At 70.1% G+C, this 16,709-nt stretch carries 12 protein-coding genes; 9 read left to right on the forward strand and 3 right to left on the reverse strand.

Going from position 1 to position 16,709, the window contains the following annotated elements; genetic code table 11:
* Positions 1-87: 87 nt before the first annotated feature.
* A complete protein-coding gene (eccCa, locus tag I3F58_RS24355) occupies positions 88-4,044 on the reverse strand; it encodes a type VII secretion protein EccCa (RefSeq protein WP_240110828.1) in 3,957 nt (1,318 codons plus the stop codon).
* A gap of 412 nt (positions 4,045-4,456) precedes the next feature.
* Between eccCa and eccD the strand changes: the two genes are divergently transcribed.
* The 6 genes from eccD to I3F58_RS24385 all read left to right on the forward strand — a co-directional run bounded on the left by eccD (position 4,457) and on the right by I3F58_RS24385 (position 11,683).
* On the forward strand, positions 4,457-5,923 hold the full coding sequence (gene eccD / locus I3F58_RS24360; protein ID WP_240110829.1) for a type VII secretion integral membrane protein EccD: 1,467 nt from the start codon (positions 4,457-4,459) through the stop codon (positions 5,921-5,923).
* Between the two features lie 242 nt (positions 5,924-6,165).
* Positions 6,166-6,453: a 30S ribosomal protein S15 gene (rpsO, locus tag I3F58_RS24365; RefSeq protein ID WP_190138060.1), complete on the forward strand. Its 288-nt coding sequence runs from the start codon at positions 6,166-6,168 to the stop codon at positions 6,451-6,453.
* A gap of 388 nt (positions 6,454-6,841) precedes the next feature.
* The gene (locus I3F58_RS24370) at positions 6,842-9,064 is read left to right on the forward strand and encodes a polyribonucleotide nucleotidyltransferase (RefSeq protein ID WP_240110830.1); all 2,223 of its coding nucleotides are present in this window, start codon (positions 6,842-6,844) and stop codon (positions 9,062-9,064) included.
* Positions 9,061-10,440: a pitrilysin family protein gene (locus I3F58_RS24375; RefSeq protein ID WP_240110831.1), complete on the forward strand. Its 1,380-nt coding sequence runs from the start codon at positions 9,061-9,063 to the stop codon at positions 10,438-10,440. The genes I3F58_RS24370 and I3F58_RS24375 overlap by 4 nt, the downstream gene beginning before the upstream one ends.
* Before the next feature lie 44 nt (positions 10,441-10,484).
* Entirely contained in the window at positions 10,485-11,237 is a 753-nt protein-coding gene (dapB, locus tag I3F58_RS24380) for a 4-hydroxy-tetrahydrodipicolinate reductase (RefSeq protein ID WP_240110832.1), read from the forward strand.
* Between the two features lie 5 nt (positions 11,238-11,242).
* Positions 11,243-11,683 (forward strand): tetratricopeptide repeat protein, encoded by a 441-nt coding sequence (locus I3F58_RS24385; RefSeq protein ID WP_240110833.1) that lies wholly within the window; start codon positions 11,243-11,245, stop codon positions 11,681-11,683.
* Positions 11,684-11,723: 40 nt separating this feature from the next.
* Here the strand turns inward: I3F58_RS24385 and I3F58_RS24390 are convergent, their stop codons facing one another.
* Both I3F58_RS24390 and I3F58_RS24395 read right to left on the reverse strand, forming a co-directional pair.
* Complete coding sequence (locus I3F58_RS24390; protein WP_240110834.1) at positions 11,724-12,278, reverse strand: PH domain-containing protein; 555 nt, start codon at positions 12,276-12,278, stop codon at positions 11,724-11,726.
* Positions 12,279-12,373: 95 nt separating this feature from the next.
* The gene (locus I3F58_RS24395; protein WP_240110835.1) at positions 12,374-12,613 is read right to left on the reverse strand and encodes a hypothetical protein; all 240 of its coding nucleotides are present in this window, start codon (positions 12,611-12,613) and stop codon (positions 12,374-12,376) included.
* A gap of 176 nt (positions 12,614-12,789) precedes the next feature.
* Between I3F58_RS24395 and thyX the strand changes: the two genes are divergently transcribed.
* From thyX to I3F58_RS24410, 3 genes are all read left to right on the forward strand, one after another.
* On the forward strand, positions 12,790-13,530 hold the full coding sequence (gene thyX, locus I3F58_RS24400) for an FAD-dependent thymidylate synthase (RefSeq protein ID WP_240110836.1): 741 nt from the start codon (positions 12,790-12,792) through the stop codon (positions 13,528-13,530).
* A gap of 223 nt (positions 13,531-13,753) precedes the next feature.
* Complete coding sequence (gene dapA, locus I3F58_RS24405; RefSeq protein ID WP_240110837.1) at positions 13,754-14,653, forward strand: 4-hydroxy-tetrahydrodipicolinate synthase; 900 nt, start codon at positions 13,754-13,756, stop codon at positions 14,651-14,653.
* 123 nt (positions 14,654-14,776) lie between these two features.
* Positions 14,777-16,462 carry a ribonuclease J gene (locus I3F58_RS24410; protein WP_240110838.1) on the forward strand — a complete coding sequence of 562 codons (1,686 nt, stop codon included), beginning with the start codon at positions 14,777-14,779 and terminating at the stop codon, positions 16,460-16,462.
* Positions 16,463-16,709: the final 247 nt, after the last annotated feature.

Here is a 16,709-nt window from a genome sequence, read left to right on the forward strand (position 1 = left end):
GTTACCAGTCTCATGGGTGGCCGAGTCGCTGTCGGATGTTCGTGTCGGCGTCTGTTGTATCAAGCGGAAGCGCGAGCCGACCTGCTCCTACGCGTCCGGCATCTGTCCCAGCTGCACGAGGGACGTCCCGCTCTTGCGGGACACGTAGAAGCCGCGACCCGGGGGCAGCGGGCGGGGACGGACCATACCGAGGAGGTCGCCTTCCTGGGGGTCGCCCGACATGACCACACCCTGGGCGCCCAGTTCCTTGATGCGCTGGATGAAGCTCTCGTACATCGCGCGCGAGGCGCCCGCCGTCGTACGGGCGATGATGAAGCGGATGCCCGTGTCGCGGGCGAACGGGAGGTACTCCTCCAACTGCGCCAGAGGGTTGCCGGCGCTGGACGACACCAGGTCGTAGTCGTCCACGATGACGAAGATCTGCGCGCCCGACCACCAGCTGCGGTCGCGCAGTTGCTGCGGAGTGACGTCGGTGGGGGGCTGGCGGCGCTGGAACACGCCGACCAAGGCCTCCATGTGCATCTCCATGGAGCTCGACATGGGTGCGTACTCCAGCAGATGCGACTCCGGCAGTGAGCCGAGCAGTGAGCGTCGGTAGTCGCCCACGACCAGCTTCGCCTCCTCCGGTGTGTACCGCTCCGCGATCTGCTGTGCGAGCAGCCGCAGCATGTTCGTCTTGCCGGACTCGCTCTCACCGAAGACCAGGAAGAACGGGTCCGTCTCGAAGTCGACGAACACCGGCTCCAGGTTCGTCTCGTTGATGCCGAACGCCACACCCTGACGGGGGAAGTCCCAGCCCCGCGGCAGTCGGTCCGCGGGCACCGAGCGCGGCAGCAGCCGGACCGCCGGCGCACCTGGCCCGGACCAGGCGGACCGTACGGTCTCGACGAAACCGGCCGTGGCCTCCGACAGGTCGCCCGCGCTGCTGGACCCGTCGATGCGCGGCAGCGCCCCCATGAAGTGCAGTTTCTGGGGTACCTGGCCCCGGCCCGGCACGCCGGTCGGCACGTTCGCCGCCACCCGCCGGTCGAACTCCGAGTCCATCGTGTCGCCCAGGCGCAGCTCCAGCCGCCCCAGGACCAGGTCCTTCACCGATGCCCGGACCTCCATGTAGCGGGTCGCGGTGATCACGACATGGACGCCGTAGCCGAGGCCCCGCGTCACGATGTCCGTGACCACCTCGTCCAGGCCCTCGTGGTCGTTGCGGAAGGTGCCCCAGCCGTCGATGACCAGGAAGACGTCGCCCCAGGCCTCGCCCGGCAGCTCACCGGCCGCCCGCTTGCGCCGATAGGTGGTGATCGAGTCGATGTTGTGCGCGCGGAAGAACTCCTCACGGCGGTTCAGTACGCCCATGACCTCGGCGACGGTTCGCCGCACCCGCTCCGGGTCGAGACGGGACGCCACCCCGCCCACATGCGGCAGGTCGGCCAGCGCCGACATGCCTCCACCGCCGAAGTCCAGTCCGTAGAACTGGACCTCGTGCGGTGTGTGCGTCAGCGCGAACGACGCCATCAGTGACCGGACCAGCGTGGACTTGCCGGACTGTGGGCCGCCCACCACCAGCAGATGGCCCGCCGCACCCGAGAAGTCCTGGTACAGCACCTCCCGTCGCTGCTCGAACGGCTTGTCGATCAAACCCAGAGGCGCGACCAGACTGCCCGGCCACTTGTACTCCGTCGACGTGAAGCCCCGCTCCGCCGTCGGTGCCAGCCCGGGCAGCAGCTGGTCCATCGGCGGCGCCTGGTCCAGCGGCGGCAGCCACACCTGATGGGCCGGCACACCCTGCCCCTCCAGACGGCGCACGATCACATCGAGCACCGTGTCCGCCAGCGCCTCGTCCTCCTCGGGGGCCGCCGCGTCGGCCAGTGCCGCCGGATCCGGCGCCGCGTACACCACCGGCACCGGTGCCGCCGTGAACACCGCCGGGCGCCGCTCGATGGGGAGCCGGTCCACCGAGAGCCGTGGTCCGCCCGAGCGGTACGGCCCCGACACGTACGCCGCCTTGAAGCGGACCATCTCGTCCGTACTGAACTTCAGATAGCCGGAGCCGGGCACCGACGGCAGGTGGTAGGCGTCGGGCACGCCCAGGGCCGTGCGCGACTCGGACGCCGAGAACGTCCGCAGACCGATCCGGTACGACAGATACGTGTCCAGGCCGCGCAGCCGGCCTTCCTCCAGGCGCTGCGAGGCCAGCAGCAGATGCACACCCAGCGAACGGCCGATGCGGCCGATCTGGATGAACATGTCGATGAAGTCCGGCTTCGCCGTGAGGAGTTCCGAGAACTCGTCGATGACCAGCACCAGCGACGCGAGCGGCTCCAGAGCCTGGCCGGCTGCCCGTGCCTTCTCGTAGTCGTGGATGTTCGCGAAGTTGCCCGCCGCCCGCAGCAGTTCCTGCCGCCGCTGCAGCTCACCGCGGATCGCGTCGCCCATGCGGTCGACCAGCGTCAGGTCGTCCGCCAGGTTCGTGATGACGGCGGCCACATGCGGCATGTGGGACATGCCCGTGAAGGTCGCGCCGCCCTTGAAGTCCGCGAGCACGAAGTTCAGCGTCTCGGACGAGTGCGTGACCGCCAGGCCCAGTACCAGCGTCCGCAGCAGCTCCGACTTGCCGGAGCCGGTCGCGCCCACGCACAGCCCGTGCGGGCCCATGCCCTCCTGTGCGGCCTCCTTCAGATCCAGCATGACCGGTGAGCCGTCCTCACCGACGCCGATCGGCACCCGCAGCCGTTCCGCGGTCGCCCGCGGCCGCCAGGTCCGCGTCACGTCCACCGCCGTCGCGTCGCCCAGGTTCAGCAGGTCTGTGAAGTCCAGATTCGCCAGCAGGGGTTCGTCATCGTCGCCCCCGCTCATCCGCAGCGGCGCCAACTGCCGCGCCAGCGCCTCGGCCGCCTCCGGCGACAGAGCGTCGGGCAGCCCCTCGTACGCGTACCCCGTACCCGATTCCAGCCGCAGCCGGTCCGGGCCCACCACCACGGACAGCCCGCCGCGCTGCTCGTCCAGCTCGCCGTTCACCACCTCGACGACGGTGACCCCCTGCAGCCCCTCCGGCGCCGCGAACAACGAGTCCGGCGGCACGGTCCCGCCGTCCAGCACCAGAACGATGTGCGGCTGGTCCAGCACCGGCCCCCCGTCCCGGCTGAAACGGGGACGGCCCTCCAGCCTGCTCGCCAGCAGCAGCTCCAGCTCCCCGATGCCGTCCCCGAACAGCCGCTTCGTGCCCGCCCCGTCGATCGCCCCCGGAACCTGGGTGTGCGGCAGCCACTTCGTCCAGTCCCAGTCCTCCGCTGCGCCCGGCGCCGCCACCACCGCCACGACCAGGTCCTGCGGGGACTGCAGCGTCACGAGCTGAGCGACCATCGCCCGCGCCGTGGCCCGCACCGACTCGGGGTCACCCGACACCGTCACGTGGTAGAACGACCGTATGGACACGGCCATCGGCAGCCCGTCCAGCGAGCCGTGCACCGCCAGGAAGCGCTGCATCGCTCCTGCGCACAACGGCTCCAGCTCGTCGACCGGCGCCGTGTCGGGAGCCACCAGCGGCGTCGCCAGGCCCTGTACGCCGAGTCCCACCCGGACCTGGCCGAAGTCGTCGTCACCGACCCGCCGCTCCCACAGCCGCGAACCCTCGGCCGCCACCGCCCACAACTGCTCGGGGGACGGGTGCAGATACAGCTGCGCGTCCCGCTGTGCGCGCGCGGTCTTTCGCACCTGACGGCGTGTCTGGGCGAGATACCTGAGGTAGTCCCGCCGTGTGTCCGCCATCTGTCCCTGCGTTCCGCGGCGGTGACGTACCAGCTGCGCGACGACCATGGCGACCGTCGAGACGAGCATCAGCATGCCCATGATCCGCATGAACGGCGGCATGTTCGGCATGAAGAAGAAGACGACGGACGATCCCATGCCCAGCATGGGCAGGAGTTGCATCAGCATGCCCTCCTGCTGCCCACGCGGCAGTTCTGGAGGGGACTCCAGCTCGAGTTCCTCCGTGGGGACTTCTGGCGGAAGCGACCTCGGCGGGCGCTTGACGACGATCTGGCTCACCCGAGTATCAATCCCTCGTTACGGACGGAAGACGGACGGCGGACTTCCGTACCGGCGCCCCCGCGCGACAGGTCCGACTCGCGGTGGCTTTCCACGACATGATCCGTCGCTCACGCAGCCCGCCGTGACCCCCGGCCCCGTGCGCGGCTGCCCCGCCGGAATTCCCGTCCGCGGATTCGCCGTGCGCATCGGGGCGGTCCGCGTACGACGGAGCCGGAAACGTACGGCGCCGCATCCACCGCGATCGCGGACTTCCCCCGAGGCCCCGGCCGGATGGGCCGAACGCCACGGGCGTCGCCCGCACGACGGTGATCCTACTTGCAGCTCGTCCGAAGATCGCCCGGTAGGGTGGCGCGCGCACCGTACGCGACCGTGAACCAGGGAACACGGGACCAACAGGGGGACCACACACGTGAGTACGAGCGCCACGACCGGCTTCTGCCGTGTCACCGTCGTCGCTCCGGACAGCCGCATCGACGTGGCCCTCCCCGAGGACATCGCCGTCGCCCACATCTACCCCGAGATCCTGCGGCTCACCGGCCAGACCCAGCCGACGGGCACCCCGACCGGCTACCACCTCGTACGCCGAGACGGCACCGTCCTCGACAGCTCACGCACCCTCGTCGCCCAGCGCGTCCTCGACGGCGACGTGCTGCTGCTGCGCCCGTTCGCGGAGTCTCTGCCCCCGGCGGTGTACGACGACGTGGCCGACGCCGTGGCCTCGGCCGTCACCCGCGACCGCCGACTGTGGCGCGACGACATGCTCCGCGGCGCCGGCCTCGTCGGCGCCGTCACGCTGCTTCTCCTGCTGGGGCTGATCCTCTGGTACGGGGACCCGGTCCGCCACGACATGCACGGTCTGCCCGCTGTCGTCGCGGGCGCCGTCGGTGTGCTGCTCACCGCCTTCGCCGGTGTACGGGCGCGGGTGTACGAGGACAGGGCCGGAGCCGCCGCGTTCGGGCTGGGCGCCCTGCCTCTGCTGCTCATCGCCGGTACCGGCGTCATCGGTCCCGAGGCGGGGCAGGGGCCAGGCCGGCTGCAGTTCCTGCTCGGCTGCGTGGCCGTACTGGTCGCGGCCGTGGTCCTCGTCGTGCTGTCGCCCGGAGGCGATGCTCCCTTCGTGGCGGCCACGTTCCTCGCCGTGGTCGGGACGCTCGCCACGTTCGCCGCGATCCTCACCGAGGCGTCCGCGACGGCCACCGCCTCCGTCTGCGCTCCGTTCGCCGTCGGCCTCGTCGCGTTCCTGCCGGGGCTGTCCGCCCGCTTCGCGCGGCTGCCCATCGGGTACGCCGCGCCGCACTCCGCCTCCGCCGACTTCGACGCCGAACCCGAGCGCGGTCCGGACGCCCAGCCCCTGGAGGCCGAACGGATCGCGCTCCAGGCCCGCCGGGGTCACGAGATGCTGCTCGGCCTGGTCGGCGGCTGCGCCGCGCTCGTCGTCTGCTCCGCCGCCGTGCTGGGCTTCGCCGGGAACACGTGGGGGCAGCTGCTGGCCCTGGCTTCGGGCCTCGCCATGCTGCTGCGGGCCCGCCTCTTCCGTTACACGTCCCAGGTAGTCTGCGCCCTGGCCGCCGGGCTCGCCGCGATCGGGCTGCTGGTCCTGGGACTAGCCCTCAACCCTCCCGCGGATCTGGTCAGGCAGCTGCTTCAGTACGGCGACCAGGGTGGCCTCAACATCCGTACGGTGTGGCTGACCGCCACTCTCACCGCCGGAGCCGCGCTGATCACGGCCATCGGCCTGATCATCCCGAAGAAGGGCCTGTCCCCGTTCTGGGGACGCCTCCTCGACATCGTCGAGGGCGCTGTCCTGCTCTCCCTGGTCCCCCTCTGTCTCGCCGTCCTCGACGTGTACAGCGCCGCCCGTTCCCTCACGAGCTGACCCCCGCTCCGGCCCCGGACCGGTGAACCGGCCCACCCGGGTGACCGCGACCCGGCCCGGTCACCCGGGGGAGGGCCCCCCTCCGCCCCCTGGTACGCTGTGTGACGGCCGTTTGTGTACGCGCCCCCGGATCCTCTGGGAGCAGCGCCCATCGCGCCCTCGTCCGTCGAGTCATGGAAGCTCCCCTGAGTAGCAGACCAGGGGCACTCACGGACGCTTGAACACACTACTGAGGAGTACGCGTGTCTCTCGACGCCGCTACGAAGAAGCAGATCATGGCCGAGTTCGGCACCAAGGAGGGCGACACCGGCTCCCCCGAGGTCCAGGTCGCGCTGCTGTCCCGCCGCATCTCGGACCTGACCGAGCACCTCAAGACCCACAAGCACGACCACCACTCCCGTCGTGGTCTGCTGATCCTGGTCGGTCAGCGCCGCCGGCTGCTGCAGTACCTGGCCAAGAAGGACATCCAGCGCTTCCGTGCGCTGGTCGAGCGCCTCGGCATCCGCCGCGGTGCTGCGGGCGCCAAGTAAGACGCCGTGAAGGGAGCGGTTCCCGACCGACCGGGAGCCGCTCCCTTCGCCGTACGCACGGCACGTGACGTACGGCGAAGGGCGGCGGGTACCGGCCGCACACGCCGCCGGTGCGCACGCACGCGCGCCGTACACGAACATGCGATCCTGGGCCGAAGCTCAGTAATCTGGTCGCACAACGCCATATCAGCCACACATCCAGGAGAGGCCGCGTCGCCTCGCCGGTCCTCGGTAGTGGCCCCCGGGAAACACCGCTCATGTGTGCATCCGGGTGCTTCGATCGAAGACCGGCCCGCACCCGAGGCGCGACTCTCCGCCCCGGCCGCCGCCAGACGGGCGCCCGGCCGCAAAGACGACACGTAGACACCACGTAACGGAGATATCGCTAGTGGAGAACGAGACCCACTACGCCGAGGCCGTCATCGACAACGGCTCCTTCGGCACCCGCACCATCCGCTTCGAGACGGGCCGCCTGGCCAAGCAGGCCGCCGGCTCCGCCGTCGCGTACCTGGACGACGACACCATGGTGCTGTCGGCCACCACCGCCTCCAAGAACCCCAAGGACCAGCTCGACTTCTTCCCCCTCACGGTGGACGTCGAGGAGCGGATGTACGCCGCCGGGAAGATCCCCGGCTCGTTCTTCCGCCGCGAGGGGCGGCCCTCCGAGGACGCGATCCTCACCTGCCGCCTGATCGACCGCCCGCTGCGCCCGTCCTTCAAGAAGGGCCTGCGCAACGAGATCCAGATCGTCGCCACGGTCATGGCGCTGAACCCCGACCACCTGTACGACGTGGTCGCCATCAACGCCGCCTCCGCCTCCACCCAGCTCGCCGGCCTGCCCTTCTCGGGCCCGATCGGCGGCGTCCGCGTCGCGCTGATCCGCGGTCAGTGGGTGGCGTTCCCGACCCACACCGAGCTTGAGGACGCCGTCTTCGACATGGTCGTCGCCGGCCGTGCCCTGGAGGACGGCGACGTCGCGATCATGATGGTCGAGGCCGAGGCCACCGACCAGACCGTCAAGCTGGTCGACGGCGGTGCCGAGGCGCCCACCGAGGAGATCGTGGCCGCCGGCCTGGAGGCCGCGAAGCCCTTCATCAAGGTCCTGTGCAAGGCCCAGTCGGACCTCGCCGCCAAGGCCGCCAAGCCGACCGCCGAGTTCCCGGTCTTCCTGGAGTACCAGGACGACGTGCTGGAGGCGCTGACCGCCGCCGTCAAGCAGGAGCTGGGCCAGGCGCTCACCATCGCCGGCAAGCAGGACCGCGAGGCCGAGCTGGACCGCGTCAAGGCGCTCGCCGCCGAGAAGCTGCTCCCGCAGTTCGAGGGCCGCGAGAAGGAGATCTCCGCCGCCTACCGCTCCCTGACCAAGAGCCTGGTCCGCGAGCGCGTCATCAAGGACAAGGTCCGCATCGACGGCCGCGGCCTCACCGACATCCGCACGCTGGCCGCCGAGGTCGAGGCGATCCCGCGGGTCCACGGCTCCGCCCTCTTCGAGCGCGGCGAGACCCAGATCCTCGGCGTCACCACGCTGAACATGCTCCGCATGGAGCAGATGCTGGACACCCTCTCCCCGGTGACCCGCAAGCGCTACATGCACAACTACAACTTCCCGCCGTTCTCCGTCGGCGAGACCGGCCGCGTCGGCTCCCCGAAGCGCCGCGAGATCGGCCACGGCGCCCTCGCGGAGCGTGCCCTCGTCCCGGTCCTGCCGACCCGCGAGGAGTTCCCGTACGCGATCCGCCAGGTGTCCGAGGCCCTCGGCTCCAACGGCTCGACGTCCATGGGCTCGGTCTGCGCCTCCACCATGTCGCTGCTGAACGCCGGTGTGCCGCTGAAGGCGCCGGTCGCCGGTATCGCCATGGGCCTGATCTCCCAGGAGATCGAGGGCAAGACCCACTACGTCACCCTCACCGACATCCTCGGTGCGGAGGACGCCTTCGGCGACATGGACTTCAAGGTCGCCGGTACGAAGGACTTCGTGACCGCTCTCCAGCTCGACACGAAGCTGGACGGCATCCCGGCCTCCGTCCTGGCCGCGGCCCTCAAGCAGGCCCGCGACGCCCGTCTCCACATCCTCGACGTGATGATGGAGGCGATCGACCGCCCGGACGAGATGTCCCCGAACGCCCCGCGGATCATCACCGTCAAGATCCCGGTGGACAAGATCGGTGAGGTCATCGGCCCCAAGGGCAAGATGATCAACCAGATCCAGGAGGACACCGGCGCCGAGATCACGATCGAGGACGACGGCACCATCTACATCGGTGCCGCCGACGGCCCGTCCGCCGAGGCCGCCCGCGCCACGATCAACGGCATCGCCAACCCGACCATGCCGGAGGTCGGTGAGCGCTACCTGGGCACGGTCGTCAAGACGACCACCTTCGGCGCGTTCGTCTCGCTCCTGCCCGGCAAGGACGGCCTGCTGCACATCTCGCAGATCCGCAAGCTGGCCGGCGGCAAGCGTGTGGAGAACGTCGAGGACGTGCTCCAGGTCGGCGCCAAGGTCCAGGTCGAGATCGCGGAGATCGACCAGCGCGGCAAGCTCTCCCTCATCCCCGTCCTCGCGGACGACGAGGGCACCGAGGCCGACAAGAAGGACGACGCCGACAAGTGACGTCCCGCACCTCCCGGCCGACGGCCCGCACCTCCTCGGAGGCGCGGGCCGTCGCCCGTACCCAAACGCTTCTCAAGGGCAAGGACGGCATCGGCACGGTCCGGCGGACCACCCTCCCCGGGGGCCTCCGCGTCGTCACCGAGACCCTGCCCTCCGTACGCTCCGCCACCTTCGGCATCTGGGCGCATGTCGGCTCCCGGGACGAGACGCCCGCCCTCAACGGCGCCACCCACTACCTGGAGCACCTCCTCTTCAAGGGCACCCGCCGGCGCAGCGCCCTCGACATCTCCGCCGCGATCGACGCGGTCGGCGGCGAGATGAACGCCTTCACGGCGAAGGAGTACACCTGCTACTACGCGCGCGTGCTGGACACCGACCTGCCGCTCGCCATCGACGTGGTCTGCGACATGCTGACCGGCTCGCTCATCCTCGACGAGGACGTCGACGCGGAACGCGGTGTCATCCTCGAAGAGATCGCGATGACCGAGGACGACCCCGGAGACGTCGTCCACGACCTCTTCGCGAAGACCATGTTCGGGGACACCCCGCTGGGCCGCCCCGTCCTCGGCACCGTCGACACCATCAACGCCCTCACCCGGGACCAGGTCGCCCGCTTCTACAAGAAGCACTACGACCCCACCCACCTGGTCGTCTCCGCCGCGGGCAACATCGACCACGCCACCGTCGTACGCCTGGTCCGCCGCGCCTTCGATAAGGCCGGCGCCCTCGCCCGCACGGACGCCGTGCCGGTCGTCCCCCGCGACGGCCACCGCGCCATCCGTGCGGCGGGCCGCGTCGATCTGCTGAACCGCAGGACCGAACAGGCCCACGTCGTCCTCGGCATGCCCGGCTACGCCCGCACCGACGACCGGCGCTGGACACTCGGCGTGCTGAACACCGCCCTCGGCGGCGGCATGTCCTCCCGGCTCTTCCAGGAGGTCCGCGAGAAACGCGGCCTGGCCTACAGCGTCTACTCGTACACCTCGGGCTTCGCGGACTGCGGCCTGTTCGGCGTGTACGCGGGCTGCCGCCCGAGCCAGGTCCACGACGTGCTCCGCATCTGCCGCGACGAACTCGACCGGGTCGCCCACGAGGGTCTCACCGACGACGAGATCCGGCGGGCCATCGGCCAGCTCAAGGGCTCCACCGTCCTCGGCCTGGAGGACACCGGCGCCCTGATGAACCGCATCGGCAAGAGCGAGCTGTGCTGGGGCGACCAGATGTCCGTCGACGACATGCTCGCCCGGATCGCCGCCGTCACCCCCGACGACGTCCGCGGCCTCGCCGCGGAGCTGCTGGGCCAGCGGCCCTCGCTGGCAGTGATCGGCCCGCTGAAGGACAAGCAGGCGGACCGCCTCGAACAAGCCGTCTCCTGACCAGCCTGATCCGCCGCAATCCGCATCTCCGTAAGGAAGCAAGCATGAGCAAGCTGCGTGTGGCCGTCCTCGGCGCCAAGGGCCGCATCGGCTCCGAGGCCGTACGAGCCGTCGAGGCCGCCGACGACATGGAACTCGTCGCGGCGCTGGGCCGTGGCGACGGCCTGGAGGCGCTCACCGGGAGCGGTGCCCAGGTCGCCGTCGAGCTGACCACGCCCGACTCGGTGATGGACAACCTCGGCTTCTGCGTGCGCAACGGCATCCACGCCGTCGTCGGTACCACCGGCTGGACCGACGAGCGCCTCACGCGGCTGCGCGGATGGCTCGACGCGAGCCCGCAGACCGGTGTCCTGATCGCCCCGAACTTCTCCATCGGCGCCGTGCTGACCATGAAGTTCGCCCAGATCGCGGCCCCGTACTTCGAGTCCGTCGAGGTCGTGGAACTGCACCACCCGAGGAAGGTCGACGCTCCCTCCGGCACCGCCACCCGCACCGCCCAGCTCATCGCCGCCGCCCGCGCCGAGGCCGGCTGTGCGCCCCAGCCAGACGCCACGGCCACGGCTCTGCCGGGCGCGCGCGGTGCCGACGTGGACGGTGTCCCCGTCCACGCGGTACGGCTCCGCGGACTGCTGGCCCACCAGGAGGTCCTGCTCGGCGGCGAGGGCGAGACGCTCACCGTCCGCCACGACTCCCTCCATCACAGCAGCTTCATGCCGGGCATCCTGCTCGGCTGCCGCCGTGTCGTCACCGCCCCGGGCCTCACCTTCGGCCTGGAGCACTTCCTCGACCTCGGCTGACCGGCATGGGCGCGAAGATCACGTACTTCGTCATGGCCGCCTTCCTGGTGGTCTACTTCGTCCTGGTCGGCGGCCGAGGCGTGGCCCTCATCCAGCAGGGCACCGCGGTCACCGTCACCCTCGGGGTGTCGGCGCTGGTGCTGCCCTGCATCGGGGTCTGGTTCCTGTGGAAGAACACCCGCTTCGTCACCCGGGCCAACCGCCTGGCGGCCGAGCTGGAGGCGGAGGGCGGCCTGCCCGTCGACGAACTGCGGCGCACCCCGGACGGCCGGATCGACCGCGACTCGGCCGACGAGGTCTTCGCGAAACGCCGCGCGGAGACCGAGGACACCCCGGACGACTGGCGCTGCTGGTTCCGCCTCGCCGTCGCGTACCACGACGCCCGGGACACCCCACGCGCCCGCAAGGCCATGCAGCGGGCCATCGCCCTGCACGGCAGGGGCTGAGACACGACGTGTCCCCGGGGCCGGTGTCCCCGGGGTCACGTCACGCGCGCGTGCCGTACTCGGCGTACCACGCCTCCACGCCGTCCGCCGCGCGGTCGAAGGCCTCCACGCGCGCGAGGAAGTCCGCGTTGTGATCGGTGAGCAAGGCCATCGGCTCACCGCCGCCCTGCCGGGTGAGGACCAGTGCCTGGCCCTGGACCGTCCGCGGCAGCCCCAGCCACCGCACCGGCTGCTGCACCGTCCGGAGGGACGCGACCCGCGCCCACGGCAGCGTGACGGTACGGAGGAACCGCACCCGGCGTACGCCGGTCCGGCTCACCCAGGTACCCGCCCGCAGCATCCGCAGGGCCGCGAGGATGACCACGGCCGCGGCGCCCGCGCACACCCCGGCGGACCGCAGGTCCCCGGCCAGCGCGATCATCATGGTGGCCAGCAGCATGAACGCGGCGACCAGCAGCGCCAGCGCGGCCGTCGCGACCCGCCACGGCCCCGGGCGGTAGGGGCGGCGCCACTGGTCGTGATCGTCGAACGGCAGGGCCAGGTCGTCGCCGTTCGCTTCGAAAGCAGGGTCGGCCGTCAGAAAGGGCAGGGGCACGACTGATCCTTCACTCTTACGCACGCTCGTTCGGGCTGTGCCCGGTGAGGCTACCCAGCGCCTCCGCGCGCGGCCACAGCAGGGGGCCGTATGCGTCAGCGGCCGTCTGAGGCCTCGGACTGCTGCGGGTGCCCGGCCGCGGGGCCGGCCTGCAACGCCGGCATCCCGAACAGCAGCGACCCCACGAGACCGGCCACCACAGTCAGCCCGATCAATGTACGGCCGGCGAGCTGTCCGACGGTCGGACGCGGACGCGGCGGAGGAGTGACGTTACTGCGGAAGCGGTCGGGCTCCGCGACGAACGCGAACGGGACTGCTTCTCGCCGGCCGGACATGGGGTGGGTCTCCTCTGCGAAGGGTGAAGGAAGGGTGGCTCCTGATTCTCACCCATACAGACGCATGAACGAGCGTTTTGGTGCCCTTGTCCGCCGAGGAGTGTGGGCGAGGGACCTCGAACCGCGAGTGGCTAGAGTGGACGCCACCCACACCGTGCCCCCTCGGAAGGACCCCTGTGCCCACCACCCCGGCTGAGAGCGCCAAGCCCGACTTCCGCAGCGATGTGACCGTCGACCTGGTCAGAAGCAGCGCCGGCGACTCCGACGTGCTCTGGGCGGCCCGCGTCTCCACCCTCGGGGAGCAGTCCCTGGAAGAGCTGTCCAAGGACCCGGAGCGCTCCAAGGGTCTGATCAACTACCTGATGCGGGACCGGCACGGCAGCCCCTTCGAGCACAACTCGATGACGTTCTTCATCAGCGCCCCGATCTTCGTGTTCCGCGAGTTCATGCGGCACCGCGTGGGCTGGTCGTACAACGAGGAGTCCGGCCGCTACCGGGAGCTCCAGCCCGTCTTCTACGTCCCGGACGCCTCGCGCAAGCTGGTTCAGGAGGGCCGCCCAGGCAAGTACGTCTTCGTGGAGGGCAGCGGGGAGCAGCACGAGCTGGCGTCCCGCACCATGGAGCAGTCCTACGTCCGGGCGTACGAGGCCTACCAGGAGATGCTGGCCGCCGGGATCGCCCGCGAGGTGGCCCGCTCGGTGCTCCCCGTGGGCCTGTACTCCTCCATGTACGCCACGTGCAACGCGCGCTCGCTGATGCACTTCCTGGGCCTGCGCACGCAGCACGAGCTGGCCAGGGTGCCGTCCTTCCCGCAGCGGGAGATCGAGATGGTGGGCGAGAAGATGGAGGCGCAGTGGGCGAAGCTGATGCCGCTCACGTACGCCGCGTTCAACGACAACGGCCGTGTCGCCCCGTGACGTGACCAACCTGGTACAACCGTGCAGACCCACAAGCGCAAACCGGCACAGATGTACGGTTCAACCGTCCGAAGTGTCCGCATTGCGGTCTTCTGAGAAGTTCATCTAGCCTGATCAATACGGACCCGGCACTGCTTGAACCCCCGAGCAGGCAGTGCCGGGCTCCTCTTCCGTACGTCCCCGAGGGGACCCCGCGCGCTGAGCAGCGAGTAGCGTGTTACCCATGGCTCCGATCTCCACTCCGCAGACCCCCTTCGGACGGGTCCTCACCGCTATGGTCACGCCCTTCACGGCGGACGGCGCGCTCGACCTCGACGGCGCACAGCGGCTCGCCGGCCACCTGGTGGACGCAGGCAACGACGGCCTGATCATCAACGGCACCACCGGCGAGTCCCCGACCACCAGCGACGCGGAGAAAGACCAGCTCGTACGGGCGGTCCTGGAGGCAGTGGGAGACCGTGCCCATGTCGTCGCCGGCATCGGCACCAACGACACCCGGCACACACTCGAACTGGCCCACGCCGCCGAGCGCGCCGGCGCACACGGCCTGCTCGCCGTCACGCCGTACTACAACAAGCCCCCTCAGGAGGGCCTGTACCGGCACTTCACGGCCATCGCGGACGCCACCGAGCTGCCCGTCATGCTCTACGACATCCCCGGGCGGACCGGTGTCCCCATCGACACCGAGACCATCGTCCGGCTCGCGGAGCACCCGCGGATCGTCGCCAACAAGGACGCCAAGGGCGACCTGGGCCGAGCCAGCTGGGCCATCGCCCGCTCCGGTCTCGCCTGGTACTCCGGCGACGACATGCTCAACCTGCCGCTGCTCTCGGTCGGCGCCGTCGGCTTCGTCTCCGTCGTCGGCCATGTCGTCACCCCCGACCTGCGCGCTCTTCTGGAGGCCCATCTCAACGGCGACGTCCAGAAGGCCACCGAGATCCACCAGAAGCTGCTGCCCGTCTACACCGGCATGTTCCGCACCCAGGGCGTCATCACCACCAAGGCCGCGCTCGCCCTCCAGGACCTCCCCGCCGGACCGCTGCGCCTGCCCCTCGTGGAGCTGACCGCGGAGCAGACAGCCCAGCTCAGGGCCGACCTCACCGCGGGCGGCGTCGAGCTCTGACCACCGACTTCACAACTGAATACCGCAGCGAAACAGCACATGCACAACCATCCACGAACCCCCAGGAAGTCATGCGCGCCACGTGCCCCCGCGGCACGTGGCGTGTGTGGTGAGGAGAGACTTTTGAGCCATCCGCACCCCGAACTCGGCGCCCCGCCCAAGCTGGCCCCGGGCGGCCTGCGTGTCACCCCGCTCGGCGGCCTCGGCGAGATCGGCCGCAACATGACGGTCTTCGAGTACGACGGCCGCCTGCTCATCGTCGACTGCGGCGTCCTCTTCCCCGAGGAGGAGCAGCCCGGCGTCGACCTGATCCTGCCGGACTTCACCACTCTCCGGGACCGGCTCGACGACATCGAGGCGATCGTCCTCACGCACGGCCACGAGGACCACATCGGCGGCGTCCCCTACCTGCTCCGCCTCAAGCCCGACATTCCGCTGATCGGCTCCAAGCTGACCCTCGGCCTGATCGAGGCGAAGCTCCAGGAACACCGCATCCGGCCGTACACGCTGGAGGTCGCGGAGGGCGACCGGGAGCAGCTCGGCGCCTTCGACTGCGAGTTCATCGCGGTCAACCACTCCATCCCGGACGCGCTGGCCGTCGCCATCCGCACCCCGGCGGGCCTGGTGGTGCACACCGGTGACTTCAAGATGGACCAGCTCCCGCTGGACAGCCGCCTCACGGACCTGAACGCCTTCGCACGGCTCAGCGAAGAGGGCATCGACCTGCTGCTGAGCGACTCCACGAACGCCGAGGTCCCCGGCTTCACCCCGCACGAGCGCGACATCTCCAACGTGATGCGATCGGTCTTCGCGGGCGCCCGCCGCCGGATCATCGTGGCCAGCTTCGCCAGCCACGTCCACCGGATCCAGCAGGTCCTGGACGCCGCGTACGAGTACGGCAGGAAGGTCGCGTTCGTCGGCCGCTCGATGGTCCGCAACATGGGCATCGCCCGCGACCTCGGCTACCTGCGCGTTCCGCCGGGTCTGGTCGTCGACGTCAAGACCCTCGACGACCTGCCGGAACACGAGGTGGTGCTGGTCTGTACGGGCTCGCAGGGCGAGCCGATGGCGGCCCTGTCCCGGATGGCCAACCGCGACCACCAGATCCGCATCGTCCAGGGCGACACGGTCATCCTGGCCTCGTCGTTGATCCCCGGCAACGAGAACGCGGTCTACCGCGTGATCAACGGCCTGACCCGCTGGGGCGCCAACGTCGTCCACAAGGGCAACGCCAAGGTGCACGTCTCCGGCCACGCCTCGGCCGGCGAGCTGCTGTACTTCTACAACATCTGCAAGCCCCGCAACCTCATGCCGGTCCACGGCGAGTGGCGCCATCTGCGTGCCAACGCCGAGCTGGGCGCGCTCACCGGCGTCCCCATGGACCGCATCGTCATCGCGGAGGACGGCGTCGTGGTCGACCTCGTCGACGGCCGGGCCAAGATCACCGGCAAGGTCCAGGCCGGATACGTGTACGTGGACGGCCTGTCGGTCGGCGACGTCACCGAGGTCCACCTCAAGGACCGCCGCATCCTGGGCGAGGAGGGCATCGTCTCGGTCTTCGTCGTGGTCGACTCGACGACCGGCAAGATCGTCGGCGGCCCGCACATCCAGGCCAGGGGATCCGGTATCGATGACGGAGCGTTCGACGACGTCATCCCGAAGATCCAGGACGCCCTGAACCGATCGGCCCAGGACGGGGTCGTCGAGCCGCACCAGCTCCAGCAGCTGATCCGGCGCAGCATCGGCAAGTGGGTCTCGGACAACTACCGCCGGCGCCCGATGATCCTGCCTGTGGTGGTCGAGGTCTGACGCTCCGCCAGCTCGCGCACCGGAGCGGGGCACCTCGATTTGCATCGGGGCGCCCCGCTCCAGTACGTTTACGGCTCCGCCCAGCGGGGAAGCCCCGACGCTCAGTGCGTCAGGAGCCGATCCGGAGGGAACGGAAATCCCGGCTCAGGAACTCTGATAAAGTCGGAAACGCCGAAAGGCAGCCGAAAGGCAAAGGCCCTCCAACGGCCACCGGAAACGGAATCCGAACCGGAAACGGAACGGAAAA

Source organism: Streptomyces sp. MUM 203J, from assembly GCF_022414595.1.
Lineage (GTDB): Bacteria > Actinomycetota > Actinomycetes > Streptomycetales > Streptomycetaceae > Streptomyces.

Bases quoted from the DNA above. Each gene is read 5' to 3' on its own strand.
- dapB (WP_240110832.1), top strand. From the start codon at position 10,485: ATGAGCAAGCTGCGTGTGGCCGTCCTCGGCGCCAAGGGCCGCATCGGC.
- I3F58_RS24385 (WP_240110833.1), top strand. From the start codon at position 11,243: ATGGGCGCGAAGATCACGTACTTCGTCATGGCCGCCTTCCTGGTGGTC.
- I3F58_RS24395 (WP_240110835.1), bottom strand. From the start codon at position 12,613: ATGTCCGGCCGGCGAGAAGCAGTCCCGTTCGCGTTCGTCGCGGAGCCC.
- dapA (WP_240110837.1), top strand. From the start codon at position 13,754: ATGGCTCCGATCTCCACTCCGCAGACCCCCTTCGGACGGGTCCTCACC.